Below are 26,915 nucleotides of genomic sequence, written 5' to 3'. Positions count from 1 at the left end.
ACAAGGTTTGTGGGCTTTTTGTGCTTTTAGTGGGAAAGAAGATTAGTTAAGTAGTGCATCTTTTATTAATGAAATTCTTTACTTTTTATGCGTTATTTAGGTCCAAAAAAGTAAAATGTAAAATTAATAATGATCTTGCTTATTCATTAACTCAGAATTGAGAGTATCCAACATACATGTATCACCTTAGTCAGGAAAGACTATACAGTTAGAAGATCCTTAAGGTGGTGCGTATCAAATGGATGTTGTGATTATGGGGGGCTGGACTTTCTGGATTAGCTTGTGCGATTACTCTTGAAAAAAACGGCATCACTCCGACCATCTATGAAAAACGGAGCCAGGTAGGTGATCGGTTTGTAAATGGCGAGGTGATGATGTCTATTTTCGAGAGGCCGGTACATGATTGTATTGAGACGTTGTCTGAGGAATATGGCATTTACTTAAAGCCTACTTCTCATATACAGAGCATGGAGATCTTTTCAAAAAATGAAAAAGCCGTTATTGAAGGGCCACTTGGGTTTACTAATATTCGGGGCAGAGAGCAAGATTCATTTGATTCACAGCTTGCACGGCAAACTAAATCCACCATTCATTATCATTCAGAGTACACTTATGAAGAATTACTAAGCAAGCATTCCCATGTGGTGATGGCAACAGGAGATGGCGAGTACGCTAAGAAGACAAAAAACTATAGAGAAGATTTAACCGTCACCATTAAAGGTGCGATTATTGAGGGGAGTTTTGACCCGTATCTAGTGAAGGCTTGGCTTAATTACGATATCGCTCCTTTTGGTTATTGTTACTTTATTCCATTGTCGGATCATGAAGCTAATATTTCTTTAGCTATTCCTGATTTGCCTGAAAATGCGAATGTGAATCTTGACAGTCTTTGGGACCTATTTTACGAAAAGGTGCGTGCTGAGTTTAATCAGAAAATACGTATTACGGATCAATTTCAAATTACCCGTTATCCAATGGGGATTTGTAGGTCGGCTCGAATCGGCAATACATTTTACGTTGGGAATTGCTTCGGGACGATGATGCCTTTTATGGGGTTTGGACAGTATGCTTCTATTTTAAGCGGTGTGTATGCTGCTTATGATTTGTGTGGTCTGGGAAAATATGAGGAACTTATGAAACCACTACGGAGAAGTTATGAAGATTCTCTCATATTAAGAAGATCAATGGAGCAGTTATCTAATAAAAAAATTGGATCTAATCGTTCATGCGATGCAAAGTAACTTAACCGAAAAAGTGTTCCAAACGACCAAGATGGATCCGTTAAAAATAGCCAGTTATTTACTTCGACCTTATATTAAAATAAAAGGTTATAAGTGACTTCTGCAGATTAAATTTCTTCGTTTTTGCTAACATAGTTGTATTTTTAATTGAAATACAGAAAAGAAGGGTAAGCATTGAACGACAAACAACGGGCCAATCTCTATGATCAAATAACTTTTCTTCGTTGGATTAGCAGCTGAGCTTGGGAAACAAGTTAATACATCATAATTAAGTATTACATAGATGATCTCGATAATGGTTCGGGGTCATCTTTTTAATGTCTATTTATCTTGAAGTATTAATTAGCGATATTTATTAATAAATAGTATCAGCGACATGTCGAAAGTACTATTCATTGTCTAGAACTTATACTGTATCATAATTATATATTAATCCTTTTTGTAATATATTTGAATTGATGGGTTAAAAATCAAAAATTGTTTTAAAAGGGGGACATGTATGATGAAAAAATCTTATTTAGCATTGACTATTCTATTAATGATTGTAATTGTAGGTTGTACTAATAATGAAGTAGATGAAAGTCAAGATAATGAAGAAGAAGTTGAAGTATCTCAAGAAGAAAACAATGCGGAAAATAATACTTCAGAGGAAAGTAATTTGGAGAATGAAGAAGCAGAGGAGAATGAAGAAACAGAGAATGAGGAAGAGGAGACAGAAGAATTTAAAGCAGATGCGGCAGGGTATGAAATTTCAAGTGGTGACAAACTTAATGTAGAAATTGTCGGGGAAACGGTGATTTTTGACAATCAGCTACAAATAGCTGGGAAAACAAATCTACCTGGAGGGGCTAGAATCCATATAGCTCAGAAACCTATTGGTGATGTTACTTTTATGGGTACATCAGGATATGCTTCAATTGAAAGTGATGGGACGTTTAAATATGAAAAAGAAATTCCTGAAGATTACAAGGATCATTTAAAAATTGCTATGACATTTAAGCCAAGTGTAAGTAATGGTGATATTAAAGATGTCTATGGTGAACTTGGAGAAAAGTTAGAAGGTCCATTTGTACGTAAAGGGTATGGTTCTGATGAATATTATAAAGAAGCATTTGTGGAAGTGTATCATGAAAGAAACAAAGACGGTTCTTTATCTAAAGCAGAAATACCTATCCCATCACGCAATAAACCTGATGACTATGGTGATCTAAATATTAGAATGGATGCAAATTTAGATTATGATGATAATTACGTGTATATTAATGGTACCAGTAATTTAATTGAAGGAAATGATCTAAGAGTTTTAGTAAATAAGCCAAGTGGTTCTAGAAGTGGTATGTCTGAATTCGTTACTATAAAGCCAGATGGTTCTTTTAACGTCATATTTAAAAATAAATCTAAGGACGGAAGTTTAAAAGATTATAAGTTACTTCTTAAGTTTAGTATCTCTTCTTCCAATTGGCCAGATGCTATAGAAAAATATGGAGAAAACGGAGAAAATTTAAATGGGGAGCTTGTAGAAGAACAATCTGATGGAGATCGAATCGCTGAGAAAGAAATAACAATAAAAGAATAATTAATTTTTGATTCTTATAGCCCTTCAATGTTGTCCTTTAATATTGAAGGGTTTTAGTTTGGAATCATCATGTCTTAAATAGGTTGTGATGATTAGCCTAATTTTTGCAATATTGACCCAATTATAAAAACTCCTATATAATAACGTTACAATAAACGTTTAATCTTAATTAGGAGTGATCCCCATCCAACAGCAAATCAAACAAAAAGTGCTCATCTTACTTACGATTTCTATTCTATTAATTAGTTTCTATATATTTTTCCCGCTTCTATTATCTAGCATGTTGCCTGAAGAGCATTCAATGTTCTTGCCCTTAGCCTGGGGGTACGTCTTTTTCATATTTGTTTTAACGTGGGGCATTGGGCTGTTTTATACGTATTACATGAAATCCGTTGACCGCAAATCCTTAAGTGGACAAGCTAAGGATTAGGAGCGTCTTGTTATGAATGTAACCTATCTCGTATTTTTTACTATTATCTTAATCGGAACATTAGTCATTACGCACTGGGCGGCGGAGCGTAGCCGGACGACTCATCAATTCTATGTGGTCTCTGGTAGTTTAACAGGTTTTCAAAATGGGTTGGCCATTGCGGGGGATTACATAAGTGCGGCATCCTTTCTTGGGATTACAGGGTTAATTGCGTTTTATGGGTATGATGGCTTTTTATATGCAACGGGTTTTCTCATTTCGTATGTGGTCTTGCTTCTTTGGGTGGCAGAGCCTGTGCAGCGTCTTGGAACCTATTCTGTTGCGGATGTGGTGTATGAGCGGTTTCCGAAGCGCGGAATTCGGTTAATGGTCGCAATTAGCGGCATTCTTATATCCGTTTTATATATGATTCCTCAGCTTGTCGCATCAGGCCTTCTCGTAAGGTTATTGTTAGGCGTTGATTATGCGGCCTCTGTCTGGGTGATTGGTATTTTAATGACCTTATACGTCGTTTCAGGCGGGATGGTCGCAACGTCGTGGGTGCAGATCATTAAAACGGTGCTGCTGATGGGCGGAACATTACTCGTCATGTTGATTTTGCTATCATGGGTGAACTGGGATATACCAAAGTTAATTCTTGATGCCAAGACTCAAAGTCCTCATGGTGAGTCGTTCTTTTACCCTGGTCACTTATTTGATCATTCAATTGAAAAAGTCTCCCTTACCTTGTCATTAATATTAGGCACATCTGGCTTGCCTCATATTTTGCTGCGTTTCTTAACGGTGAAAAATGCGAAGGAAGCTCGTGTGTCTGCCATGTCAGCCACTTGGGTAATTGGGTTATTTTATTTAATGGCGCTTGTATTAGGAGTTGGAACGATTGCGATTGTAGGTTGGGATACATTAGCCAGTTCTGATCCAAGTGGAAATCTAGCGGCACTTTTACTTGCTGAAGTTGTAGGCGGGGACTTTTTTAGTGGCGTTTGTGATGGCTGTTGCATTTGCGACGATTATCGCAGTGGTGACGGGACTTATTTTTGCAGCGACATCGGCTTTTTCTTATGATCTTTATCATCATATTTGGAAAAGGGGGCAGACAGGTGAGAAGGAACAGTTACGAGTTGCTCGTCGTATCGCTGTCGCCATCGGACTCATTTCTATTATTCTATCGGTTGGGATGGAAGGTGTGAACGTAGCTTTCTTAGTCTCGATGACGTTTGCGATTGCGGCATCTAGTATGTTTCCGTTACTTATTTTAACGTTTTATTGGAAGCGTTTTTAATGTTATTGGGGCTTATTCGACGTTATTAACGGGATTTACTTCAGCAATTTTATTTATTCTCCTCGGTTCTGAAGGTGTGGGTGTTTTGGCGTTAAGTAACCCTGCGATTTTTCAGTTCCTTTAGGCTTTTTAGGAGGAATCATCGGTACGTTATGGGGGAAGCAAAAGTCAAGCAACCAAGATGAATCCTTTATGGTACGTGTGCACACTGGCCAGCGGGAGGTTTCGCCGCATGATTGAGCTAATGGTCATTTTACTTGAACGGATTGGGCTTCTATTGTTAGTGGCGTTTATGTTGACGCAAATTCCAGGATTCCGGTCGTTATTGGATCGTGACATAGCTTGGGACACCGTCTTTTATCATGCCCTTATTTTGGTGTGATGGGCATCTTAGGTGCGCACACAGGAGTGATTATAGATCAAGAGACGTTAGTCATAGATTCATGGAAGCTAACGGTAAGCGATCATGAAATTTTAATTGGTTCTGGAATGGTCATCGTGATGATTGCGGGGCTTCTTGGTGGTCCGTATGTGGGCCTAGGATCTGGTTTAATAGTCGGTTTATACATGGCTTATATTGGCGGAGGTGCGTGGGTTGCCAATAGTTTGATCAATCCTTTTGCTGGGCTGATCACGGGATGGACGGGTCAGTTTTTCTCAGATGAAAGAGTCATAGCTCCAGTAAAGGCGCTGTTTATTGGGATGTTCCCTCCTGTCTTGTACATGGGCATGATTCTCATGTTTATTCCGGATCAACAGGCGGGAATCGAGATTGTCAATCATATAGGCATACCGCTCGTCATTACGAATGCGATTGCCCTTGCGATTATTACGATGATGATTCGTTCAGCTTTAAAAGAAACGGAGCGTGAAGCGGCGCTCGAGACAAACCGGGCGCTATCAATTGCGGAGAAAACTCTTCCGCATTTAAAAGATGCGACACTAGACCGTAACGCGACAGCGATGGCTGATTTACTATATGAAGAATTAGATGCCGCAGCGATTGCGATTGCCGACCAGCATAAGGTGCTAAGTTTTGTCGGTGAAGGGGAGGACCATCACCAAGTTGGAGATCCGATTAAGATGCGGCTGTCACAAATTGCGTTAAATACAGGTGAAATTCAGGTTGCTTATAACCAAAGTGAGCTTCAGTGTCTACACGAGTCCTGTCCGCTTCAGACGGCTATTATGGTTCCAATCTATCGCTCGAGAGAAGTGATTGGCTTAATTAATTTATATTTTAAACACTCCCAGCAAATCCGCGCAGTTGAAGTGGAGCTGGCAAGAGGTCTCGGAACAATTATTTCTAATCAGCTTAGCGGGTTTGAAGCTGAGAGAATGAAAGAGTTATTAAAAGAGGCTGAAATTAGAAATCTTCAGGCGCAAATCAATCCGCATTTTTATTTAATACGTTTAATTTAATTCACTCGTTAATGAGGGTGGATCATGAGGAAGCTCGCCGCATTCTCGTAAGATTTAGTCAATATATGCGAGCTAACCTTAATATCGCAAGTAAATCACTTATTCCGCTAAAAGAGGAATTGGATCATGTAAATGCCTATTTAGATATTGTAAAAGCTCGTTTTCCTGATCGGTTAAAAATTATGAAGAATATAGATGAGAGTATTATGGATGTGTTAATCCCTTCTGCAACCTTGCAGCCACTGGTTGAAAACTGCATTCAGCACGGACTAAAAGAAGTGACATACGAAGGTGTGATCGACATTCATATTGGACGAACTTTAGATGGAATCACAATTGAGGTAACGGACAATGGGATTGGGTTTCCTGAATCCTTACTTAAACGATCGGTCAACAACCATATTCAGATCGAACTGGCAATGGGACGGCTTTATATAACGTGAACGAACGACTGAAGGGGCTGCTTGGTGATGAAAGTCAGTTAACGTTCCGTAATTTACAAGAAGGTAGCTCGGTGTCATTTACGATTCCAATTGAGGAATATGCTAAAGCAGTTAGAAAGGAGCGTGAAGTTCATTGAGCATACATGTGTTAATTGCAGAAGATGAACAGTTAGCGAGAGATGAGTTAAGTTATCTTTTAGAAAATGAACAGGATGTTGTGCTTTGTCCCAGTTCGAAAAATGGGGATGAGTTAATCCAGCATTACCAAGATTATGCACCTGACGTGTTATTTTTAGATATACACATGCCTGGTATGAATGGGATTGAAGTCGCTGAAACGATTCGGAAAGCAAATCCGCTAAAGCAGCCACTGATCGTCTTTACAACGGCATATGACCATTACGCGGTACAAGCCTTTGAACTGCAGGCTACTGATTATTTACTTAAACCATTTGACCAAGAGCGGTTTTCTGAAACCATGCAGAGGGTCAGACGCGCCTTACATAATCCGAAATCTGAGCCCAAACAAAAGCTTGATAAGTTAGTTATTTCAACAGATGAAAAAATGGTCGTGTTAAACCCACTTGATATCGGGTATGTCGAACGAATTGATCGAACACTTAAGATTTATACCTTAAAAAATGATGTCGTCAAAACAAAAATGACGTTAAAGGAACTGGAAGAAAAATTAGAGTCATATCCATTTTACCGGCCGCACCGAAGTTACTTAGTCAATTTAGATGCGATCGAAGAAATCACACCTTGGTTTAATGGGGCATACAACATCATTATTCGTGATACAAATAGATCGACTATCCCCGTTAGCCGAACAGCAGCGAAAGCCTTTTTTGAAGTGCTGCAAAGTATATAGAATTCGGTATATGGGTAGTCAAAGTGGGGCATCCATCAAAACTAGAATTAATGAATTTGATTTTATAATTGATAGAGTGAAAAGGCTAATAATCAGAAAAAGTTTGTGAAGTTTTGTACTTTAAAGTAACAGGGCAGGTTAGTAAATAAAAGACGGTGAAAAAAGCACCGTCTATAATTTAGCTATTTATTTGTGTTAATTCTTTGTAATAAAGGTAGTCGACTTTATGCTTGGTAGCCATTAACTGCGAAGCCAGAACCGCCGTATAAACAGTGGTTAGTACAATTGCTCCAACACCAAGACCTGTAATGTTTATCTTATTGGGTGTACTCATTCCATTATTACTTGTGTTCATAGCATTATTACTTGTAGGCGCTTCTTCCATTTTATTAACCTCCTAATTTGTTATAGGGGTATTATTTGTATCGGCATTTAAACTTATACGCCAAAAATAACTGAGAGAAAGAAAACTGGCACTCTTAAAAACTTTAAGTTTGTGAACAAATGTACTTAAACTCAATGGGGCGTTAGTTGAGTAAGCTTATAGGACTATTTCAATGAAAGAGAGACTAAAATTATGGATTTTAGTTTTTGTTTGATGAAAAGGTTATAGAAGTTCAGATATTAAATCCAGGTTATGAAGACCACGCTAGTGACGTATGGTTGATAAATACAGAATACAAAGAGGTTGTAGTACGTACGTCCCGAATGATGGAAGAGCCTAACAATGATTTTGGTGGGGATGCAAAAACATCTTTGGTATTGATCCAAGGCATGTTTTTGAACTTGAAAACGTTAACAACACATTAAGTAACATAACCTCTATGCCAGTTCCTAGAGTATTAAATAAAGAAAAGAGCCTTTCGAGGGAATTTGTGGTTGTTGAAAAATTACCAGGTGAAGTTGTAAATTCATTTGTTGAGCAACCATCTTCTGTTTTGCAAAGTTTAGGAGAGGGATTGGCAGAAATACATAAGTATAGAAAAAACTACGTTGGGTCCCCATCTGGAAAGTTTAAAATTCAATTGGAAGATTTCAATCAACATTTAAATAATACAATGACTGAATTAGTTTCCAGGTTCTATACAGAAGAAAAGATATTAAGGATAAGCTAGTTGAAATTAAGAACTTATTAGAAGATATTCCAAGTCCTGAATATTCTTCATTTGTTCTAGTTGATATAGACCCTACACAGTTTTTATCTGATGGTGAAGTTATAACTGGTCTGGTTGATACAGAAGCTTATGTTGTGGCTCCTAGAGAATTTGACTTTATAGGTCTTGAGTATGTTCTAGATGAAAAATCAGCTTTAGATTTTAAAGTTGGTTATGAAAAAGTTTTAGAATTACCAGATTTATCAAAGGTGAGAACACCTTATCGGTTCTTGTATCGTTTATTATCTGTGCAGGGTGATGAGGATATAAAAGAATGGTTAAACCATAAGGAGCTATTTTAGTTATTCTTCAACTATTTGGGGGCGTTAGTTGAACAAGTGAATCTCGTGTTGATCAACTAACGGGACAGAAGAGTTTAATAAAAATAATTTATGATTTAAGGGGGAGTTTGTATGTTATATACTTTTTTAGTTGTTATAGTTTCATTAATTTTAGGGTTCATTTTGTATCAAGTACCACTAGTTGATATGGTTTTCATTCCGCAGACCTCTCAGGAATGTTTCAAATTGCTAACTTTATAATATTGGTGGTAATTTTGTACTTGTTATTGAATAGGAACGATGAATAATCAATTAACTGGGGGCGTTAGTTGTAGAAGGCGATCTACAAATTGTGCGCTTTTCTATCTTGTCTAATATATTATTGGAATATTATGTTAACATTGAACTAAAAGGTTTTGGACTAACGGGGCAGTTTTCTACAATAGGATGTAAGGTATGTGGGGGAATTAGATGAAAAGATGGCTAATATTTATTGGAGTGTTAACTGTAATCTTAGGTGTTGTCGCTTTCGATAGTAAATTCTATTATCCTACATTACCTATTGATTCTGTGAGTAAAAGGGAAGTTTTAGAATCTTTAAATGATACATCAGAAGATATTGTGAAAATAGCTGAAGAAAATGGTTATGAGTGGTATATCACACCAATGGAACAAGGAAAGGCACACGACAATTTAAAGAATTTGATTAGCAAGAATGGGTGGCATTTTAAACAACAAGAAGGAAGTGGCTACTTTTTTGAAAAAGGTGATAATACTCTAATTGCAACAACAGAAATGTGGACAGTAAATTTTGTTATTGTAAAAATCCCAAGCGATTGGAAAGAGTAATTATATATTGTTTGTGAAGGGTTGTACCTGAACAAAATGGGCGTTAGTTTAACAAGGCAATCAATAAGTTGGTCGCTATTATATTTTGTCTGATAAGTTATTGTGATATTATGTTAAATTAAAATAGGGATTCATGAGTTAATTAACTTTTATAGAGCCCAACTTCCTTTTAAACATTTAAAACCAATCATTCTACATTTCAGACAAGAATTTCTACATTTTAGGTTTGTCTACAATAGAATATTCGAAGATTTTAATATACTGAATACAAAAGTTAGAGTATTCAGTATTTTTGTTTCCAATAAAATGAAAGCGTTTTCTAAATCGAATACTCTACCAATTACTTAATGAAAGGGTGAGGAAGTTGGAACAAAAGAAGCAGCTCGATGAGAGACAGAAGTGGTATTGGAAGAAAAATATTCGGTTTATTTTAGGTTTACTTGTCATTTGGGCAGTCGTTGCTTATGGCGGTGCTATTCTTTTCGCAGAACCGTTATCTAATATTCAGTTATTTGGTGTTTCCTTTGCATTTTGGATTGCACACCAAGGTGCGATTATCGTCTTTTTCTTACTTATTTTAACTTACGCCATCAGGATGGACCGGCTAGACCGTGAATATGCCAAATTACTTAAAGCAGATAGGGAGGGATAAAGTTGAGTGTTGAAGCGATTACGATTACGTTAGTGGTTATTACGTTTATTATTTATACAGGAATCGGCTGGTGGTCACGTGTTAAGGATACATCGAGCTTCTACGTGGCTGGTCAGAACGTTCCGACCGTCGCAAACGGGGCAGCGATCGCAGCTGACTGGATGTCGGCAGCATCCTTTATTTCGATGGCAGGTCTTGTTGCTTTCTTAGGATATGATGGAACGATTTACTTAATGGGATGGACAGGTGGTTACGTCTTATTAGCGTTACTACTGGCACCTTATTTACGTAAGTTTGGTAAGTTTACGGTTCCTGACTTTATTGGGGATCGGTTCTACTCAAGCAGTGCCCGAGCTGTTGCGGCGATTGCGACGATTTTCATTTCGTTAACCTATATTTCAGGGCAAATGCGCGGTGTTGGCATTGTCTTTAGCCGGTACTTACAAGTCGACATTGTTGTCGGTGTATTAATCGGGATGGCGATTGTTGGTTTCTTCGCATTACTCGGCGGAATGAAAGGTGTTACTTGGACTCAGGCAGTTCAATATTTCGTTATCATTATCGCATTCTTAATCCCGGCCTTTGCGATTTCAGCTCAGTTAACAGGGAATCCTGTACCGCAGTTAAGCTTTATTACGAGTGATATTGTAGATCGCTTAAGCCAAATTCAAATTGACCTTGGTATGACGGAATATATGGCCCCATTTACGAACTTGTCGATGTTAAACGTGTTCATGATGACGCTGGCTCTTATGGCTGGTACGGCAGGTTTACCTCACGTCATTGTTCGTTTTTATACGGTTAAAAGTGTACGTGCTGCTAGGTGGTCTGCTGTTTGGGCGATTATCTTTATTGGACTATTATACTTAACAGCACCAGCAGTTGGGGCATTCGCAAAGTATAACTTAATTGATACGATTGCGGATAAGCCAGTTGAGGAAGTTCAAGACATCGAATGGGTGAACAAATGGGAGACAACAGGTTTACTTCAGTTTGATGATAAAAATGGAGATGGCAATATCAATTATACGGCTGGTGACGATAATGAAGTGATGATTGATGGAGACATTATCGTGTTATCCACACCAGAAGTTGCGAACCTTGCGCCATTTATCATCGCTCTGGTGGCAGCAGGTGGACTTGCAGCCGCCTTATCAACCGCGTCAGGGTTACTGATTACGATGACCAGTGCCGTTTCGCATGATATTTACTTCCGAATTTTTAATAAAACAGCAAGCGAGTCTCAAAGATTACGTGTCGGACGGATCACGTTATTAATCGCTTTACTCGTTGCAGCCTATGTTGGGATAAACCCTCCAGGATTCGCAGGTGAAGTGGTGGCACTTGCCTTTGGACTTGGGGCAGCCAGTTTATTCCCAGTCATTTTGCTTGGGATTTTTGATAAACGGATGAATAAGGAAGGCGCGATTGCAGGGATCTTAACTGGTTTAATCTTTACGCTGTTTATGATTGGAACTATTTTATCAGAATCCATTTTTGGAACAGAAGGACCACTGATCGATAGTTTCTTTGGCATTAATGCTCAAGGTGTCGGTGTTGTCGGGATGTTATTAAACTTTATCGTGAGCTTTATTGTGTCACGAATGACAACAGAGCCACCTCAAGAAATTCAAGAGCTTATTGAAAATGTTAGGGCTCCAGAGATTGACGAGGATGCGAGCTAAAAAAAATTTTAGAAACATGAAAGGGGTAGCGTGATGAATTGGACACTCATATTTGGTTGTTTAGCGATACTTGTTTATTTATTAAGTCCTTGGATGAATATGAAAACGGTGCAACGGGCGATTGGAATAACATTATTTCTTGAGATATTCTATCTCTCTGGCCACTATATTATGGAATGGCCGTTTCCAACGCCACTAATACTAATGCAGCTGTTAGTTGTTTCGAGTTTAGGAGTGGCATTAGGGGTTTGTTTTTCAAAAATTTGGCCATTACCACTTCATAAAGGGTTCGAGCGAATCTTTAGAACTTTTTTAATCGTCATTCCATCTTTAGGACTTGGTATGGGGCTTCACGTTCTGCTTCAAGGTGCGAATGCGACCCAGGCGATTTATCTGATCTTTGCGCTAGCAGCATGGATTGGGTCGGGTCAATTTGTGAAGGCAGAAGAAGAACAACCTGTTTCAAACAATAAAATAGCTAATGTAGTGTCTTGATAACGCTGCCTAAGAATTTCCGGACGTGATTCTTCACGTCCGGGTATTTTTTAATAACGGTTTATTATCTAATTTTCGGATTTATTATCTAATCGGTCATATTCCTCTCTCAGCATTCCCATCAAAATTTCATCGAAGTATTGCTGCTTCATATAAAGAGATTGTCTTAATCTTCCTTCGACCTTAAACCCAGCTTTCTCATAAGCTTTAATCCCCCCGAACGTTATGCGAGTAAACTTCTAATTCTAAGCGATTTAGCTTAAGCTCTTCAAACGTAAATCGTTGTGCAAGCCTGATAGCCTCTGTCCCGTAACCTTTTCCTAATTTGTTTTGGCTATGTAACGAAATTCTAAATCCTGCTTTATAATTATTTTGGTCAATGTCTAAGATCGCTAAATCACCAATAACCTCATCATTTTCAATTAAACAAATCGCAAAGTCATAACGGGAGGAATCTTGTTTAAATTGTTTATAGCTATTCACAATGTTATCACGTGTAAACCTTTGATGAGTTCCCGTCATATACAAAATCTCTTCATCCTGGCACCCCATATAAATACTATCAATATCCTCATCACGAATTGGTCTTAAGTATACCGATTGCCCCTTAATCTTCATCTTAACTCCTCATTCCATTTTAGTATCTGTTTTAGTTTAGCATCTTTCATAATTAATTTGAAAAAGGTCAAACTAAACTTAGCAATTTCAAGGGAGGCGCCGTAATGAATCTTGCTAATGTCATGACCGTAATAGGTTTTATTTTTGTACGCTTGTTATTTTAGCTCTCATAATATCTGCTTTTTATTTATTTACGATTGATAAAAAACAGAAGCAGCATCCGATTCTTAGAAATTACCCTCTAATCGGAAGGGCTCGTTATTTCTTTGAAAATATCGGTCCAGAATTAAGGCAGTACTTATTTGATAGTGATAATGAAGGCAAGCCTTTTACTCGAGTGGACTTTCAACATATTGTGAAAAAATCTAAATATAAGCGTGACGTGATCGGTTATGGCTCACAGCGTGATTTTAATGAGCCAGGTTTTTATATTCGTAATTCACTTTTTCCGAAATTAACGGAAGAGTTAAAGATGGACCGGCAAACTAAAGTAACAACGAATCGCTACTTGCTTATCAATGAACCGTTATTTGGACAGAGGGATGAAAAGCTTGAAGAGAATGAATCAGGAGTCTATTTATTAGAAGATGATGACGCGGTCGTAATCGGAGAGAATGCAAGAGACCCGTTTATTGTTAAAGGCCAAATTGGAATGTCGGCGATGAGTTATGGCTCCTTAGGTGATCGCGCCATTACGGCACTTTCGGAAGGATTAGGCATCGCAAAAGGGACATGGATGAACACTGGTGAGGGCGGGATTTCTGATTATCACTTAAAAGGCGGTGTTGATTTAATCATGCAAATTGGGCCTGGCCTATTCGGTGTGCGTGACCGTGAAGGGAATTTTAGTTGGGACGCCTTAAAAGAGAAAAGCGAAATCCCTGAAGTGAAGGCCTTTGAAATTAAATTAGCACAAGGGGCGAAAACGAGAGGTGGTCACATTGATGCGGAAAAAGTAACGGAAGAAATCGCAAGAATTAGAATGGTCGAACCGTTTAAGTCGATTGATAGTCCAAACCGTTTTCGTGAATTTAGTGATTTACCATCGCTATTTGATTTTATTGAAAAAATCCGGGAACACTCAGGAAAACCCGTTGGCATGAAAGTTGTGATTGGAAGTCATCATGAAGCAGAAGAGCTAGCTATGGCCATTAAAGAAACAGGAAAGGGACCTGACTTCATTACAATTGACGGTGGTGAAGGTGGTACAGGTGCGTCATATCAGGAACTTGCTGATAGTGTCGGGCTACCCATTCAGTCTGCATTACCATTAGTGGATCATGCTCTGCGTAAGCACGGGGTACGAGATCGCTTGAAGCTGATCGCATCTGGAAAGCTATTCTCACCTGACCGAATTGCCATTGCTCTTGCTATGGGGGCAGACCTTGTGAACGTTGCTAGAGCATTCATGATTACAGTTGGTTGTATTCAAGCGCTTCAATGTCAGTCAAATGCTTGTCCAGTAGGAGTGGCAACGACAGATCCCGATTTACAAAAGGGGCTTGTCATTGAAGAGAAAAATGGCGAACGGCAAATTACTTAATTTCAATGCGCAAGGGACTGTACCGAGTCGCGGCGGCAGCTGGTATTGATTCGCCAACCAAGTTCACACGAGACCATATCATTTACCGTGATGAGAAGGGCCGTACATGGTCACTAGATGATATTTACCACGCAATGGTTCAACCGAAGAATATCAATGATATTTCGTAAGTAGAAAGGATGGAGTGCATGAAAGCAGCGGAACTATTAGTTAAATGTTTAGAGCATGAAGGAGTCGAGTATATTTTGGTGTACCAGGTGAAGAAAACATTGATGTGATGGACGCTCTTCGCGATTCTAAAATTGAATTTATTGTAACCCGCCATGAAACAAGTGCGGCGTTTATGGCAGGGACTTATGGCAAACTGACTAGAAAACCTGGTGTCTGTCTTGCAACTTTAGGGCCCGGTGCAACGAATTTACTTACTGGTGTTGCCAATGCCAATATGGATTTATGTCCAATTGTCGCAATTACAGGTCAAGCAGGGCTGGAACGTCAGCATAAAGTGTCTCATCAATATTATGATATGGAAGATGTCTACCGCGAAGTAACAAAGTGGAACGCACAAATTAAATCACCTGATGTCGTTCCTGAAGTCGTCCGAAAAGCTTTTAAAGTCGCAACAGAAGAAAAGACTGGTGCAACGCATATTGAACTGCCTGAAGATGTGGCAAGCAAAGAGGCATCAGGGGCGCCTTTAAGTTTAGCTGAGCATAAGCTGTCAGAGGCAGATGAACCGATTATTCAGGAAGCCGCTAAGCTTATTGATCAAGCAAAACGACCGATTATATTAGCTGGTAATGGTGTCACAAGAGGGAAAGCTACGAATGAGTTAAGGGAATTAGTCGTCAAAACGAACTTACCGGTTGTTCATACATTTATGGGTAAAGGTGCTATACCATGGACAGATAAGCACAGCTTATTAACGGCAGGTATTGGCGGTAACGATTACATTACGTGCGGTTTTACCGAGTCGGACTTAATCATAGCAATTGGGTTTGATATGGCTGAATATTCCCCAAAGGACTGGAATCCAGATGGACAAGTTCCTATTTTACACATTGATACAAAAGAATCTGAAGTGGATGCTTGTTATCCAGTAAAGTTAAATGTCGTTGGTAACCTAAAAGAAAATATTCGAAATCTAACAGGTGCACTATCACAACGAGAACGCGATTTAGATTGGGTCGATGAGGTTAGAAAAAAGCGCTAGCTGAACTAGATTCATTTAAAGAAGATTCCGGTTATCCCGTTAAGCCTCAGAAAATCATTTCGGATCTCCGTTCGGTTCTTAACGAAGACAGCATCGTCATCTCTGATGTCGGTGCTCATAAGATGTGGATGGCGCGGATGTATCACTGCTATGAGCCGAATACATGCTTAATTTCTAATGGACTCGCCTCGATGGGATTTGCTGTTCCAAGCGCCATTGCAGCGAAAATGGTCTATCCAGATAAACAGGTTGTGGCTGTTTGCGGGGATGGAGCTTTTCAGATGACGAGCATGGAATTAGAAACGGCTAAACGCTTAAATTTGCCGATTGTGATATTGCTGTGGCGTGATGAAGGTTACGGATTAATCGAGTGGCATCAAATGAAGGCGTTTAACCGTTCATCCCATATTAAATTCGGAAACCCTGATTTTAAACTTTTAGCTAAATCATATGGTTTTGAAGCACTTAAAGTTGAAAAAGCAGAAGAGTTAAAGTCAGTCTTAGATCAAGCTATTTCCATGAATAAGCCCGTATTAATCGACTGCCCAGTTGATTATAAAGAAAATATGAAGCTAACGGAAAAGTTAGGAAATCTAATTTGTTAGATAAGGAGGTTTTAAATAGTGAAAATAGGGTCAATCATTAACGGCAGGGAGCGGTTAGACGAAGGCCGAGAGACGCTTGACGTTTTAAATCCTTATAATCAAGAAAAGATTGCGGGAGTTAAACTTGCGACCAAAAGCGATTTGAATGAGGCAATCGAAAATAGTTATGAAAAATTCCACCATGATATGAAGGCCATGCCTGCTCACGAGCGTGCTGATATTTTAAGGAAAACGGCGGATCTCCTAATTGAGAGAAGTGAAGAGTTTGCAGAAGTCATTAGTAAGGAAGCAGGAAAGCCGATTAAATATAGCCGGGGCGAAGTGGAACGAGCAATGCAAGTACTGCGCTTTGCCTCGGAAGGTGCTAAACACATTACAGGCGAAGTGATTCCGATGGATGCGGCAATTGGTGGTCAGCATCGCATGGGTTTCGTCAAGCGGGAACCATTAGGGGTTGTTGGTGCGATCACCCCGTTTAATTTCCCGCTAAATTTATCACTTCATAAACTTGCTCCTGCGATTGCTGCTGGGAACACGGTTGTGTTTAAACCAGCAGAGAAAACGCCTGTGTCAGCTTATATGTTAGTAAAACTCTTTGAAGAAGCGGGGCTTCCAGCAGGTTTTATTAATTTAGTCATTGGTTCTGGTGAAGAAGTAGGTGCCCCATTAGTAGAACATGACAAGGTTCATAAAATCAGCTTTACAGGCAGTTTACCAGTCGGAAAAAATATTATGGAAAATGCAGGATTTAAAAAGGTGACATTAGAGCTTGGGTCTAATTCCCCTAATATAGTGTTTAACGATGCTGATCTCGAACAGGCAACAACGGAATTAGTGAAAGGTGCTTTCGCATTTTCTGGGCAAGTTTGTATCTCAGCTCAAAGAATATATGTGCAAAATGATGTATATGATGAGTTTCTATCCAATTATGTTCAAAAACAGAAGTACTTCAAATAGGCGATCCGATTAAAGAAGATACCGATATTGGGCCAATGATTAACGAAGATGAAGCAAAACGTGCCAAACAATGGATTGATGATGCCGTTCAAAATGGAGCCGAGGTCAAAGTAGGTGGTGAGCGTGAATCGACGATATTAATGCCAACCATTATGACGAACGTGAAAAAGAATATGAAAATCATCGCCGAAGAAGTTTTTGCTCCAATTGTGTCAGTCATTCCTTTCCACACAGAGGAAGAAGCGGTTCAACGTTCAAATGATTCGATTTATGGACTTCAGGCAGGAGTGTTTACAAAGGATATTAATCGTGCCATGCGAGTAGCAGACAGGCTCGAGATGGGCGGGGTATGGATTAATGAAATTTCAACTTACAGACAGGATAACCACCCATATGGCGGAGTGAAGCAAAGTGGTGTAGGAAGAGAAGGTGTTAAATACGCAATAGAAGATATGACCGAGATGAAATTTATCGGAATGAAAATTGATCAAGGTTAATTTATATGTCATCAGAGGCTCTTACTGAATAAGTGAGAGTCTTTTTATTAATCAATCAATAATTATTTATTGAATTTCGATAAATAATTATTTATAATCAAAATAACAAATGTTATTTTGGGAGGCATATTTAATGAGGTCATTAGAGCAGCTCGTTCGTTTTGGCTGGGCTCAAGCTTTATCGTGTCTGTTTCCTATTGTCATCTTTGCTTCTTTAGCGCTCACAAAGTTTATTCCGATGCCACAAATGTCTCGTTACGATTGGCTATTAATTATTTGTTTGCTCATGCAATGGTGGATGCTCAAATCAGGCCTTGAGACAAAGGATGAACTCAAGGTAATCACCCTGTTTCACATAATTGGTTTAGCTTTAGAAATTTACAAAGTCCACATGGGCTCTTGGTCGTATCCTGAAGAGGCTTATTCAAAGTTTTTGGGGTGCCGTTATACAGCGGTTTTATGTACGCAAGTGTTGCGAGCTATCTATGTCAAGCTTGGCGAAGGCTAGATGTGAAGTTAGTACAGTGGCCCTCGCAATATTTAGTCGTACCACTTGCAGCTGCCATTATTTAAATTTTTTTCACTCACCATTATTGGGTCGATGTTCGCTGGTGGTTATCAGCTTTAGTGATTATTATTTTCTGGAAGTCGTGGGTGAACTATAAAGTGGGTCAAAAATTTACCGTATGCCACTTTCGCTTTCGTTCGTTCTAATCGGCTTTTTTATATGGATTGCTGAGAACATCGCAACATTCTTCGGTGCTTGGGAATACCCAAATCAAACGGAAGCCTGGAGTCTTGTTCATTTAGGTAAGGTGAGCTCATGGTTGTTGTTAGTCATTGTTAGTTTTCTCATCGTGGCAACGTTAAAACAAGTTAAAGCATCACCTATAAAAGAAGAACCAGTAAACGTACATAATCCTTCCTTATACGGTTACGATAATAACTGATTGGAGGGATGGATATGACAAAGGATTCAAAAGCGCCGAAAGTTAAGCGAAACGGTGAAGGTAAACGTCCAGACGAACAGAGAAGAGGAAAGGCCAAATCAACTGCTCGAAATACGAAGAATTAAATGACTGTACTTAAACGCCTGACTTAAGGGCGTTTTTTATTGTGTGAATACTTATAAACGTGAAGAGTGTCTTATTTTTCTAGAAAATCTCTGCACTTTACTAGAAAAACAATCACCTAATCCAAAATTCATATTTTATGACTAACTAATTCAACTGTATTCTATGATAAAATAAAGCGGTATGACTTTTACATCATAGGAGTGAATCAATTGAATAAGAAAGATATCGCAAATATCCGTAAACAATTTAAATTAGACAATGACCTACTTAATATTAGTGAAATTTTTAACGTGTACATAATGAAAGAATCAAGCGAAATCTATCATGCTCAAAGTCTACCTTTTGAAATGTTAGAAGACGAACAGAAAGAATTGTTTTTAAACAACTTTAAAAAGGTTTTAACAGGACAATTAGATGAGAAGCTATTCGAACTGAAGTTTAATCGTGAATCAGAACATAATAGCCAAATGATTCTTCATCAAGGTTTATTAAGTCAAAATACGGATGAGTGGACGAACCACATGATGCAGTTAGTTGAAAAAATGCTTAAAGATAAGCAGTACGAAATGGATCTTGTCCTCACCTTTGTAAGAGGAGATGTGAGAATTCCGATGAAGAATCAAAGCGACGAGGGGGATGAAAGTGACCGAGACACGGTTTACTCACACCCATTTATTTTATGTAGCATTAATAAAACGCAGGATCCGAAGAAAGAATTGTTATTTGATTATATCGAGAAAGAGTTCAAGTATAATATCGTTGTTGATCCAATTATTAATCTGAAAAAGCCCGTTTCAGGATTCATGTTTCCGTCGGTGACAGATCAGGCTTCGGATGTGAATCATGTCCTTTATTCAACAGGTAAAGCAAACGAGCTTGATTATCATTTCATAGAAGAGGTGTTAAATGCTGAGGAGATCATGACGGCTCAGGAAGACAAAGTGGTCTTTGAGGAAGTGGTGAAAAAAGTAACGGGTGACCAAATCAACACTTCCACTCTCTCAAATGTATATGAAGAGATTCATCACGTCATGGAAAATCATGAAGAAGAAGAGCCTCCTAAGCTCGACTATAAAGATGTTGAACATGTGCTCAAAAGAAGCGGAGTAAAAGACGTTGACCAGGAAAAAGTTCAAACGGCTTTTAAAACAGTTATTGATGATGAACAATATGAGTTTAAGGCGAGTAGTATCGTTCCAAAATATAATAAAAAGTCGATCAAAATTAAAACGAAAATTGCTGATATATCAGTTGGCCCACAAGATTTAAAATATGTCAGACAGGTTCAAGTGAACGGGAAAGTTTGCCTAATGCTTGAAGTGGAGGAGAACACCGTTATTGAAGGCTTCGAAATGATTCCAGAGGTGTTATTTCAAAAAGTGGATGATGAAGGTGAACCAAATGAATAATATTTGAGCTGGGCTATGGTAAGGAAATTATTTTCACCCCTTCATTTGTCGGGGTAGCCAATAACCCATTTATAGGATTAAATAATAAGTAATATGGTCAAGGGTGAGATGAACATGAGTCAAACCAATGTGATGGTAAAAGAAATTCCCGTTAACCCGTTTTATAGGAAAATGTCGGTATATCTATATTATATTGACGGGTTATTAATTGATACTGGCCCTAAGATTAATCGTTACTCTCTCATACCTTTTTTAAATCTATTAAGCCAAAACAGGTAGCTCTGACTCATCACCACACTGATCATGTTGGAATGGTACCTTGGCTGGCTTTTTATCAACAATCGACCATCTATTGTCACCCTAATATGATGTCTTTAATAACAAAAGACATTAATCATTCTTGGTATAAAAAGGTTTTCAAGCAAGAACAAAAGAGTTTGATTAAGGCTTACCCAAAGGTTATCAATACCTCGAATTTTACATTTCAGCCAATCGAAACGCTTGGTCATACTTACGATCATGTGTGCTTATATGAGCAAAATGAAGGGTGGCTTTTTACGGGTGATTTATATGTGACACCGCACCCTAAAGTGTCTTTACAAGGTGAATCTATTACAGAATACATTGATGCTATAGAGTCACTCCTGCAATTAAATTTTACAAAAGTATTTTGTGGTCATCAAGGAGCGGTTAATCACGGACGCGAAATGCTTAAGGAAAAACTTAATTACCTAAAGGAAACCAAATTTAAGGTGAAGCAATTACACGATTTAGGTTATTCGGATCAAGAAATCGTTAAGGAATTGTTTCCTGGTAGAGTGAATTTAGAGATTTTTACGTTCGGTTCCTTTTCTCGTATTAATTTTGTTAGATCTTGTTATCAAGAACGAGTGTAAAATAACGTTATTCAAGCGCAGCCCGCGGTTAATTAATAATCGCAGACTGCGCTTTTCTTATATACAAAACTCGTATGACTTACAGAAAACTTCATTAGAAACCCGACATATTACGGAATTTTATTTGAAATTGATTCAGAATAGTATGAAATTAGAACATTAACACAAAACATTTAAGGAGGAATTTAGATGTCTGAGTTGAAGGCAGTTTTTCAAGAAATTGACGCAGCATTAAATGAAGATCCGAGCCGTGCAAAAGGTGTAGAGGCGGTTTATCAGTTTTATTTAGATGGTGAAGCATATCAATTGGTGTTAAAAGGTAATGAGGGATATGCAACGGTTGGAGAGGATGAAGATCCAGACTGTACGCTTAAAATGAGTCAAGAAGACTTTATCAAAATGGTTGAAGGTAATTTAAACGGTACTCAAGCTTTTATGAGCGGGAGACTTAAAATCAAAGGCAATATGGGGTTAGCTTTAAAGCTACAAGACATTTTAGCGACGTATCGTCAATCGGCATAGAAGAAATAGTTGAGGGGGAACTTTAGTGATATCATTTCGTCCATCAGAAGATGAAACCGCTTTCTTTAAAGTGGCTAGAAAACTAGCTGAAGAACAAATTAGACCGCAAGCTAAAGAAATGGAAGATTCGAAACAGGTTAGTTCTGACTTAATTCATGAGATGAAAGATTTAGGTTTTTATCACTTGAATTACCTGAAAGTTTGGAGGGGTTAGAGCTTCCTCTTATGACGCAAGTGCAAATTCTCCAAGGTCTTACCTATGGAGACCTTGGAGTTATGCAAGGTATGCCAGATTGTGGCGATGCAGCTTCTGTTTTTAGAGTTTATCAAGGTGATCTGAAAGTTAAATTACGAAATCAAGTCGTTGCGTTTATCAACATTCCTGAAGAGAACTGGAATAAGCCATTAACCATTCAAAAAAAGATGATGGATATGTGCTAAATGGGGAATCAGAGCCCGTCCGTTTAGCCAAACAAGCGGATCAAATGGTAGTCTGTGGCAGCGATGATCGTGGAAATAAAGTTGTTTTATTAGTTGATGAAACAAATAGTTGGTCTGTTGAAGAAGGAGATTATCGGTTAGGCCTTCTAACTGCTGGAATTGGTCGTGTGAAAATGGAGAAAGAATTTGTTTCACATCATCAAGTGTTAGCTGAAGGGATTGAAGCGGATCAATTAATCAAGAAAGCGTTGATGAGAATACAAATTCTTCAAGCAGCCAAAGAAGTCGGGCTAATGGAAGCAGCACTTGATTATGCAACAGAATATACGGCAAACCGTAAAGCGTTCGGGCAAGAAATTGCTAAGTTTCAAGGTGTGTCCTTTAGAATTGCGAAGATGGCGATTGAAACGAGGGTTGCCAATCACCTATTGTGGGAGGCTGCGGTTAAAGCTGATCAAGAGTCGGAGGATGCCGAAGGTCTAGCATTAAGAGCGATCTACCGTGCCCACAAGTCATTACGTTATGTCACAGATTCAGCTGTGCAGTTGTTAGGTGGGCATGGATTTATACAAGAATTCCCGGTTGAAAAATGGATGCGCGATGCCCAAACACAAGTTGCGCTATATGGTAGAGAGCTAGATTACCTCCACAGGTGGGGAAAGAAGATTGTCGGCGCTAAGGAAAGTAAGGTGGTTAAAGCTTATGATTTCGTTTGAATTATCCGAGCAGCAAAAACAAATTAAGGAGATGACCCATTGGTTTGCAGAGCATGAAATGAGGCCCATTGCGATGGAAGCAGACCGTTTAGAAAGAGTTCCTGATGATTGGCTCGAACAAGTTAATAAAATGGGGATTCATTTAAATACCTCATCCTTTAGTAGTGATCAAAAATCTCAAGGACCCAAAAAGGAACGAGAAGGTAACCGAATGGGAGTGCTGGCCACTGAGGAAATGGCGTGGGGAGACCCCGCTGTAACTTTGTCCCTTCCTGGTGCTGGATTAGGCGGCCCACCTATTGAAAGTAGCGGGACTCCTGAGCAAAAAGAGAGATTCCTTACTATTTTTAAAAAAGACCAGCCGCGTTGGGGTGCTTATGCTTTAACTGAACCTGATGCAGGTTCTGACGCTTCAGGAATTCGAACAACGGCGAAAAAAGTAGAAGGCGGTTATATACTGAGTGGTCAAAAAATATTTATCACCAATGGCGGAAGAGCATCGTGGGTAGTTGTGTTCGCAACGGTTGACCCTTCTTTAGGTAGAGCTGGACAACGCGCTTTTGTCGTTGAGAAAGGAACGCCAGGGTTTAGTTGCACAAAGCTAGTTAAGAAAATGGGGCTTCGTGCTAATGAGACAGCTGAATTATTATTTGAAGACTGTTTTGTTCCAGATGAAAACTTACTTGGTGGAGAAGAGCTATATCAAGTAAGTGGTTCTAAGCCATCGGGATTTCAAGTGGCTATGAAAACATTTGATAGCACAAGGCCGATTGTTGCTTCTATGGCTATTGGAATTGCGCGTGCAGCGTATGAATATACTCTAGATTTAGTCAAACGCGAGTTTCCTAAGCACGGTAAATTGTATCATTTAGCTACAGAACTATTAGCTGAAGCAGAGCAGGATATTGCAGCTGCTCGCTTGTTGACCTGGGAAGCTGCGTGGAAGGCTGATTTAGGAATGGCTAATGCCAAAGAAGCGGCTATGTGTAAAGCTTATTCAGGTCAGATGTCTTTAGAGGTTTGCTCAAAGTGTTTAGAATTACTTGGTCCTCTTGGATTAGATGGTCACATCGTTGAAAAATTATATCGTGATGTGAAAGTATTTGACATTTTTGAAGGCACAAATGAGGTGCAGCATTTAGTGATTGCAAGACGGCAATATGAACCTTATAACATAAAAGTTTAGCACAAGTAGAGGAGGAATAAGGTGTCTTATCAAACACTTCATATCGAAAGAAGAGATCAAGGAGTTGCATGGATTTGGATCAACCATCCTCCTGCAAACGCGATTGGTGAAGAGTTGATGCAAGACTTGGAGGCTGCTGTAGATGAATTAAGCTTTGATGATCAGGTTCGAGTCGTCGTAGTGGCCTCGGATCATCCCAAAACCTTTTTAGCAGGAGCCGATTTAAAAGGAATGATCTCAGGCGAGCATGATTTTACAGAAGAAGAAAATGGCATAGCTCAACAATGTGCGAGAATGCAGTCGTGTTTTCAGCGTTTTCAGGATATGACAAAGCCTGTTATAGCTGCCATTAATGGATATGCGCTTGGCGGTGGATGCGAACTTGCTTTAGCTTGTGATTTCAGGCTAATGGGAGAAGGTAAGATTGGTTTAACCGAGTTATCTCTTGGACTTATTCCGGGTGCAGGGGGTACACAGCGTATGACTCAATTACTGGGTCGAGCCAAAGCGACTGAGCTGATTTTCAAAGCGAAAAAATTAACAGCAAAAGAAGCTGAGGAGATAGGTTTAATTCATCAAGCAGTAGACCCAGAGCATTTTGAAGCTGAAGTAACTACATTTGCAGAACAATTATCTGAAGGCGCTGTTCATGCTATGGGTCTTGCTAAACGGGCGATTAATGCCGCTGAAGGCTCTTTAAATGAGGGGTTAGAGGTTGAAGCTCAAGCGTTTAGCGAAACGTTTATGACGGATGAACCAAGTATTGGTCTTGCAGCGTTTTTCCAAAAAGAAAAGCCACAATTTATTAAGTGAATTTAATTAAAAAGGTGTGATCGTATGTCATCTTGGAATGATTTATTAAAAGGTAAGGTTGCGGTTGTGACTGGAGCATCAAGAGGTCTTGGCCGTGCAGATGCACTTGCGTTAGCAGAGGCAGGAGCAGACGTTGTTATTACGGACATTCTAATAGAATCAGATGAAAGCAGTGAGGAAGAGGCTGAGCGTTTTGGACCTATTGCACAAGTGATGCAGAGTACAAAAGTAATGTATGCGGACCAAACAGCAAAGGAAATTCAAGCCATGGGAAGGCAATCTTTTTCTATGAAAATGGACGTGACCGATCGAGAGCAGGTTCAGGAGGTCTTTGAAAAGATTATAGATGAGTTTGGTAAGATCGATATTTTAGTAAATAATGCAGGGACGTTAGATCATGTGTCTCAAATTGAGAACCAAAACGATGATTTTTGGGAACGTGATTTAAATGTTAATTTGACGGGTGCTTATAACTGCACAAAGGCTGTTTGGCCATATATGAAGGAACAAGGTGATGGAAGAATTATTAATATGTCTTCTGTTGCAGGAACTTTAGGAGGGTTTGGGCAAGCGAGTTATTCTGCAACAAAAGGAGGCTTACTCAGTTTTACCAAAAGTATGGCCTTGGAAGGTGCTAGACATGGCATTAATGTCAATGCAATTGTTCCTGGAATTATTAGTACTGAAGCTTTTAATATGGGAAATCAGAAAATGAATGAACGAATGATTAACCGTACTGCTTTAAAGAAACCTGGAGAACCTGAAGACATTGCGAATGCTATAACATTTTTGGTTTCAGATAAAGCGAAGTACATTACTGGTGTTGGACTGAATGTGTCAGGTGGTATTGAATTATTCACTTATTAGTACTTGGAGGTAGTAATCATGCCGGATGTATACATTGTAGATGCCCTTCGAACGGCAACTGGCAAAAAGAACGGGACGTTAGCTAAGACACACCCCCGTTGATTTATTGGTTCCTGTGTTACAAGAACTCGTTAATCGTAATGGAATCAATGCTGAGGAGGTTGATGATGTGGTAACTGGATGTGTCACGATGACTGATGAACAAGGTGGCAACATCGGAAGGCTGGCAGTCTTGGCCGCTGGTTTCCCTGTAGAGGTACCATCATTCTCTTTAAATCGTATGTGCGGATCGAGTCAGCAAGCTATTCATAATGCCTCTCAGGCCATATTAGCTGGTGATGAAGATGTGGTCATTGCCTGCGGAGTCGAAAATATGTCTAGAGTTCCAATGGCAAGTGATTTAGGAGCATTTAGTGATCAGTTGGTTGACCGTCATCAAATTGTTCCGCAAGGTTTCTCAGCTGAAATGATTGCACAAAACTGGGGATTATCACGTGAAGAGCTAGATGAGTTTTCATTACTAAGTCATCAAAAAGCTAAAGAGGCTACAGATCGCGGAGATTTTGAGCGAGAAATTATTCCGATTGATGTTAAGACAGATACAGGTGCGACAACGTTTAAAGCGGATGAAGGGATTCGTAGAGAGACATCGATGGATCAATTAAAAGAATTAACGCCATCTTTCCAGCCAGATGGAGGAGTTGTGACAGCAGGAAATTCAAGTCAAATTAGTGATGGTGCAGCAGGTCTGTTACTCATGTCTGAACGCAAAGTAAAAGAGCTTGGATTGCAGCCTCGATCTCGAATTATTGCCCGTTCCGTAGTTGGTGTCGATCCAGTAATGATGTTAACAGGTGTAATCCCGGCCACAAAGAAAGTTCTGAAAAAAGCCGGACTTACACTGGAACAAATTGATGCGATTGAAATAAATGAAGCGTTTGCTTCTGTTGTGAAGGCATGGGAAAGAGAAATTCAACCTGATATGAATATTGTAAATCAAAGAGGTGGTGCCATTGCCTTGGGGCATCCGCTCGGTGCCAGTGGAGCAAGATTAGCCACAACGCTTCTTCATAGACTTGAAGATGAAGGCGGCAAGTATGGGTTACAAGTCATGTGTATTGGTTTCGGAATGGCGACAGCACCATAATTGAGAGGATATAAGGAGGAATCGTGTC

General features: G+C 39.2%; 26 protein-coding genes and 6 pseudogenes. 30 read left to right on the top strand and 2 right to left on the bottom strand.

Going from position 1 to position 26,915, the window contains the following annotated elements:
- The first annotated feature begins 374 nt into the window (after window positions 1-374).
- The 9 genes from JCM13188_RS09860 to JCM13188_RS09840 all read left to right on the top strand — a co-directional run bounded on the left by JCM13188_RS09860 (window position 375) and on the right by JCM13188_RS09840 (window position 7,265).
- A complete protein-coding gene (locus tag JCM13188_RS09860; RefSeq protein WP_439646629.1) occupies window positions 375-1,241 on the top strand; it encodes an NAD(P)/FAD-dependent oxidoreductase in 867 nt (288 codons plus the stop codon).
- Between the two features lie 502 nt (window positions 1,242-1,743).
- On the top strand, window positions 1,744-2,817 hold the full coding sequence (locus JCM13188_RS09855) for a hypothetical protein (RefSeq protein WP_279401676.1): 1,074 nt from the start codon (window positions 1,744-1,746) through the stop codon (window positions 2,815-2,817).
- A gap of 442 nt (window positions 2,818-3,259) precedes the next feature.
- Window positions 3,260-4,312: a solute symporter family protein gene (locus JCM13188_RS09850; RefSeq protein ID WP_279401675.1), complete on the top strand. Its 1,053-nt coding sequence runs from the start codon at window positions 3,260-3,262 to the stop codon at window positions 4,310-4,312.
- Window positions 4,236-4,529, top strand: coding sequence for a sodium:solute symporter family transporter (locus JCM13188_RS18925; protein ID WP_279401674.1), 294 nt, complete (start codon window positions 4,236-4,238; stop codon window positions 4,527-4,529). The genes JCM13188_RS09850 and JCM13188_RS18925 overlap by 77 nt, the downstream gene beginning before the upstream one ends.
- Window positions 4,530-4,761: 232 nt before the next feature.
- Window positions 4,762-4,911, top strand: coding sequence for a hypothetical protein (locus JCM13188_RS18920; RefSeq protein WP_279401673.1), 150 nt, complete (start codon window positions 4,762-4,764; stop codon window positions 4,909-4,911).
- Window positions 4,911-5,951 carry a LytS/YhcK type 5TM receptor domain-containing protein gene (locus tag JCM13188_RS18915; RefSeq protein WP_279401682.1) on the top strand — a complete coding sequence of 347 codons (1,041 nt, stop codon included), beginning with the start codon at window positions 4,911-4,913 and terminating at the stop codon, window positions 5,949-5,951. The genes JCM13188_RS18920 and JCM13188_RS18915 overlap by 1 nt, the downstream gene beginning before the upstream one ends.
- A 17-nt stretch (window positions 5,952-5,968) precedes the next feature.
- Window positions 5,969-6,394, top strand: coding sequence for a sensor histidine kinase (locus JCM13188_RS18910; RefSeq protein ID WP_279401672.1), 426 nt, complete (start codon window positions 5,969-5,971; stop codon window positions 6,392-6,394).
- Window positions 6,391-6,531 carry an ATP-binding protein gene (locus JCM13188_RS18905; RefSeq protein WP_279401671.1) on the top strand — a complete coding sequence of 47 codons (141 nt, stop codon included), beginning with the start codon at window positions 6,391-6,393 and terminating at the stop codon, window positions 6,529-6,531. Before JCM13188_RS18910 ends, JCM13188_RS18905 begins: the two co-directional genes overlap by 4 nt.
- On the top strand, window positions 6,528-7,265 hold the full coding sequence (locus JCM13188_RS09840) for a LytR/AlgR family response regulator transcription factor (protein WP_054753786.1): 738 nt from the start codon (window positions 6,528-6,530) through the stop codon (window positions 7,263-7,265). The genes JCM13188_RS18905 and JCM13188_RS09840 overlap by 4 nt, the downstream gene beginning before the upstream one ends.
- Window positions 7,266-7,443: 178 nt before the next feature.
- Here JCM13188_RS09840 and JCM13188_RS09835 read toward each other — a convergent pair whose 3' ends face one another.
- Window positions 7,444-7,650 (bottom strand): hypothetical protein, encoded by a 207-nt coding sequence (locus JCM13188_RS09835; protein ID WP_054753784.1) that lies wholly within the window; start codon window positions 7,648-7,650, stop codon window positions 7,444-7,446.
- Between the two features lie 323 nt (window positions 7,651-7,973).
- Here JCM13188_RS09835 and JCM13188_RS09830 point away from each other — a divergent pair.
- The 5 genes and pseudogenes from JCM13188_RS09830 (at window position 7,974) to JCM13188_RS09810 (ending at window position 12,381) form a co-directional block, all read left to right on the top strand.
- Window positions 7,974-8,721 (top strand): annotated as a pseudogene (locus JCM13188_RS09830) (phosphotransferase).
- A gap of 450 nt (window positions 8,722-9,171) precedes the next feature.
- Window positions 9,172-9,549, top strand: coding sequence for a hypothetical protein (locus JCM13188_RS09825; RefSeq protein ID WP_054753782.1), 378 nt, complete (start codon window positions 9,172-9,174; stop codon window positions 9,547-9,549).
- Between the two features lie 364 nt (window positions 9,550-9,913).
- Window positions 9,914-10,201 (top strand): DUF4212 domain-containing protein, encoded by a 288-nt coding sequence (locus JCM13188_RS09820; protein ID WP_054753780.1) that lies wholly within the window; start codon window positions 9,914-9,916, stop codon window positions 10,199-10,201.
- Between the two features lie 2 nt (window positions 10,202-10,203).
- Window positions 10,204-11,886, top strand: coding sequence for a sodium:solute symporter family protein (locus JCM13188_RS09815; protein WP_054753778.1), 1,683 nt, complete (start codon window positions 10,204-10,206; stop codon window positions 11,884-11,886).
- Window positions 11,887-11,919: 33 nt separating this feature from the next.
- A complete protein-coding gene (locus JCM13188_RS09810) occupies window positions 11,920-12,381 on the top strand; it encodes a hypothetical protein (protein ID WP_054753776.1) in 462 nt (153 codons plus the stop codon).
- A 68-nt stretch (window positions 12,382-12,449) separates the two neighbouring features.
- On the opposite strand, the pseudogene JCM13188_RS09805 reads toward JCM13188_RS09810, so the two are convergent.
- Window positions 12,450-12,999 (bottom strand): annotated as a pseudogene (locus JCM13188_RS09805) (GNAT family N-acetyltransferase).
- A 104-nt stretch (window positions 13,000-13,103) separates the two neighbouring features.
- On the opposite strand from JCM13188_RS09805, the pseudogene JCM13188_RS09800 reads away from it, so the two are divergent.
- From JCM13188_RS09800 to JCM13188_RS09745, 16 genes and pseudogenes are all read left to right on the top strand, one after another.
- Window positions 13,104-14,712 (top strand): annotated as a pseudogene (locus JCM13188_RS09800) (FMN-binding glutamate synthase family protein).
- Between the two features lie 107 nt (window positions 14,713-14,819).
- The gene (locus JCM13188_RS18900; protein WP_279401681.1) at window positions 14,820-15,755 is read left to right on the top strand and encodes a thiamine pyrophosphate-binding protein; all 936 of its coding nucleotides are present in this window, start codon (window positions 14,820-14,822) and stop codon (window positions 15,753-15,755) included.
- A 137-nt stretch (window positions 15,756-15,892) separates the two neighbouring features.
- Window positions 15,893-16,360, top strand: coding sequence for a thiamine pyrophosphate-dependent enzyme (locus JCM13188_RS18895; protein ID WP_279401670.1), 468 nt, complete (start codon window positions 15,893-15,895; stop codon window positions 16,358-16,360).
- An 18-nt stretch (window positions 16,361-16,378) separates the two neighbouring features.
- Window positions 16,379-17,814 (top strand): annotated as a pseudogene (locus JCM13188_RS09790) (aldehyde dehydrogenase family protein).
- A gap of 133 nt (window positions 17,815-17,947) precedes the next feature.
- Window positions 17,948-18,764 (top strand): annotated as a pseudogene (locus JCM13188_RS09785) (DUF817 domain-containing protein).
- A gap of 335 nt (window positions 18,765-19,099) precedes the next feature.
- Complete coding sequence (locus JCM13188_RS09780; RefSeq protein ID WP_054753774.1) at window positions 19,100-20,299, top strand: DUF4317 domain-containing protein; 1,200 nt, start codon at window positions 19,100-19,102, stop codon at window positions 20,297-20,299.
- Between the two features lie 114 nt (window positions 20,300-20,413).
- On the top strand, window positions 20,414-20,578 hold the full coding sequence (locus JCM13188_RS18890; RefSeq protein ID WP_279401669.1) for a hypothetical protein: 165 nt from the start codon (window positions 20,414-20,416) through the stop codon (window positions 20,576-20,578).
- Between the two features lie 32 nt (window positions 20,579-20,610).
- Window positions 20,611-21,195 carry an MBL fold metallo-hydrolase gene (locus tag JCM13188_RS09775; RefSeq protein ID WP_054753772.1) on the top strand — a complete coding sequence of 195 codons (585 nt, stop codon included), beginning with the start codon at window positions 20,611-20,613 and terminating at the stop codon, window positions 21,193-21,195.
- A 189-nt stretch (window positions 21,196-21,384) separates the two neighbouring features.
- The gene (locus JCM13188_RS09770; protein ID WP_054753771.1) at window positions 21,385-21,717 is read left to right on the top strand and encodes an SCP2 sterol-binding domain-containing protein; all 333 of its coding nucleotides are present in this window, start codon (window positions 21,385-21,387) and stop codon (window positions 21,715-21,717) included.
- Between the two features lie 25 nt (window positions 21,718-21,742).
- Window positions 21,743-21,931 carry an acyl-CoA dehydrogenase family protein gene (locus JCM13188_RS18885; RefSeq protein ID WP_279401668.1) on the top strand — a complete coding sequence of 63 codons (189 nt, stop codon included), beginning with the start codon at window positions 21,743-21,745 and terminating at the stop codon, window positions 21,929-21,931.
- An 11-nt stretch (window positions 21,932-21,942) separates the two neighbouring features.
- A complete protein-coding gene (locus tag JCM13188_RS18880) occupies window positions 21,943-22,158 on the top strand; it encodes a hypothetical protein (protein ID WP_279401667.1) in 216 nt (71 codons plus the stop codon).
- Window positions 22,152-22,874 (top strand): acyl-CoA dehydrogenase family protein, encoded by a 723-nt coding sequence (locus tag JCM13188_RS18875; RefSeq protein ID WP_279401666.1) that lies wholly within the window; start codon window positions 22,152-22,154, stop codon window positions 22,872-22,874. Before JCM13188_RS18880 ends, JCM13188_RS18875 begins: the two co-directional genes overlap by 7 nt.
- Window positions 22,861-24,060, top strand: coding sequence for an acyl-CoA dehydrogenase family protein (locus JCM13188_RS09760; protein WP_054753769.1), 1,200 nt, complete (start codon window positions 22,861-22,863; stop codon window positions 24,058-24,060). The genes JCM13188_RS18875 and JCM13188_RS09760 overlap by 14 nt, the downstream gene beginning before the upstream one ends.
- A gap of 21 nt (window positions 24,061-24,081) precedes the next feature.
- The gene (locus tag JCM13188_RS09755) at window positions 24,082-24,873 is read left to right on the top strand and encodes an enoyl-CoA hydratase/isomerase family protein (RefSeq protein WP_054753767.1); all 792 of its coding nucleotides are present in this window, start codon (window positions 24,082-24,084) and stop codon (window positions 24,871-24,873) included.
- A gap of 24 nt (window positions 24,874-24,897) precedes the next feature.
- On the top strand, window positions 24,898-25,740 hold the full coding sequence (locus JCM13188_RS09750) for an SDR family NAD(P)-dependent oxidoreductase (protein ID WP_054753765.1): 843 nt from the start codon (window positions 24,898-24,900) through the stop codon (window positions 25,738-25,740).
- An 18-nt stretch (window positions 25,741-25,758) separates the two neighbouring features.
- A pseudogene (locus JCM13188_RS09745) lies at window positions 25,759-26,901 on the top strand (thiolase family protein).
- Window positions 26,902-26,915 lie beyond the last annotated feature (14 nt).

This window comes from Piscibacillus salipiscarius JCM 13188 (assembly GCF_001311865.1).
In the GTDB taxonomy this organism is placed as follows: Bacteria; Bacillota; Bacilli; order Bacillales; family Alkalibacillaceae; genus Piscibacillus; species Piscibacillus salipiscarius.
This window is presented reverse-complemented; position numbering and strand designations above follow the sequence as displayed.

Excerpts from the sequence above, each read along its gene's own strand:
- JCM13188_RS09860 (WP_439646629.1), top strand. The coding sequence starts at position 375 with ATGTCTATTTTCGAGAGGCCGGTACATGATTGTATTGAGACGTTGTCT.
- JCM13188_RS09855 (WP_279401676.1), top strand. The coding sequence starts at position 1,744 with ATGAAAAAATCTTATTTAGCATTGACTATTCTATTAATGATTGTAATT.
- JCM13188_RS09850 (WP_279401675.1), top strand. The coding sequence starts at position 3,260 with ATGAATGTAACCTATCTCGTATTTTTTACTATTATCTTAATCGGAACA.
- JCM13188_RS18925 (WP_279401674.1), top strand. The coding sequence starts at position 4,236 with ATGGCTGTTGCATTTGCGACGATTATCGCAGTGGTGACGGGACTTATT.
- JCM13188_RS18920 (WP_279401673.1), top strand. The coding sequence starts at position 4,762 with ATGATTGAGCTAATGGTCATTTTACTTGAACGGATTGGGCTTCTATTG.
- JCM13188_RS18915 (WP_279401682.1), top strand. The coding sequence starts at position 4,911 with ATGGGCATCTTAGGTGCGCACACAGGAGTGATTATAGATCAAGAGACG.
- JCM13188_RS09835 (WP_054753784.1), bottom strand. The coding sequence starts at position 7,650 with ATGGAAGAAGCGCCTACAAGTAATAATGCTATGAACACAAGTAATAAT.
- JCM13188_RS09825 (WP_054753782.1), top strand. The coding sequence starts at position 9,172 with ATGAAAAGATGGCTAATATTTATTGGAGTGTTAACTGTAATCTTAGGT.
- JCM13188_RS09810 (WP_054753776.1), top strand. The coding sequence starts at position 11,920 with ATGAATTGGACACTCATATTTGGTTGTTTAGCGATACTTGTTTATTTA.
- JCM13188_RS18900 (WP_279401681.1), top strand. The coding sequence starts at position 14,820 with ATGGACGCTCTTCGCGATTCTAAAATTGAATTTATTGTAACCCGCCAT.
- JCM13188_RS18895 (WP_279401670.1), top strand. The coding sequence starts at position 15,893 with ATGTATCACTGCTATGAGCCGAATACATGCTTAATTTCTAATGGACTC.
- JCM13188_RS18890 (WP_279401669.1), top strand. The coding sequence starts at position 20,414 with ATGAGTCAAACCAATGTGATGGTAAAAGAAATTCCCGTTAACCCGTTT.
- JCM13188_RS09775 (WP_054753772.1), top strand. The coding sequence starts at position 20,611 with ATGGTACCTTGGCTGGCTTTTTATCAACAATCGACCATCTATTGTCAC.
- JCM13188_RS09770 (WP_054753771.1), top strand. The coding sequence starts at position 21,385 with ATGTCTGAGTTGAAGGCAGTTTTTCAAGAAATTGACGCAGCATTAAAT.
- JCM13188_RS18880 (WP_279401667.1), top strand. The coding sequence starts at position 21,943 with ATGACGCAAGTGCAAATTCTCCAAGGTCTTACCTATGGAGACCTTGGA.
- JCM13188_RS09760 (WP_054753769.1), top strand. The coding sequence starts at position 22,861 with ATGATTTCGTTTGAATTATCCGAGCAGCAAAAACAAATTAAGGAGATG.
- JCM13188_RS09750 (WP_054753765.1), top strand. The coding sequence starts at position 24,898 with ATGTCATCTTGGAATGATTTATTAAAAGGTAAGGTTGCGGTTGTGACT.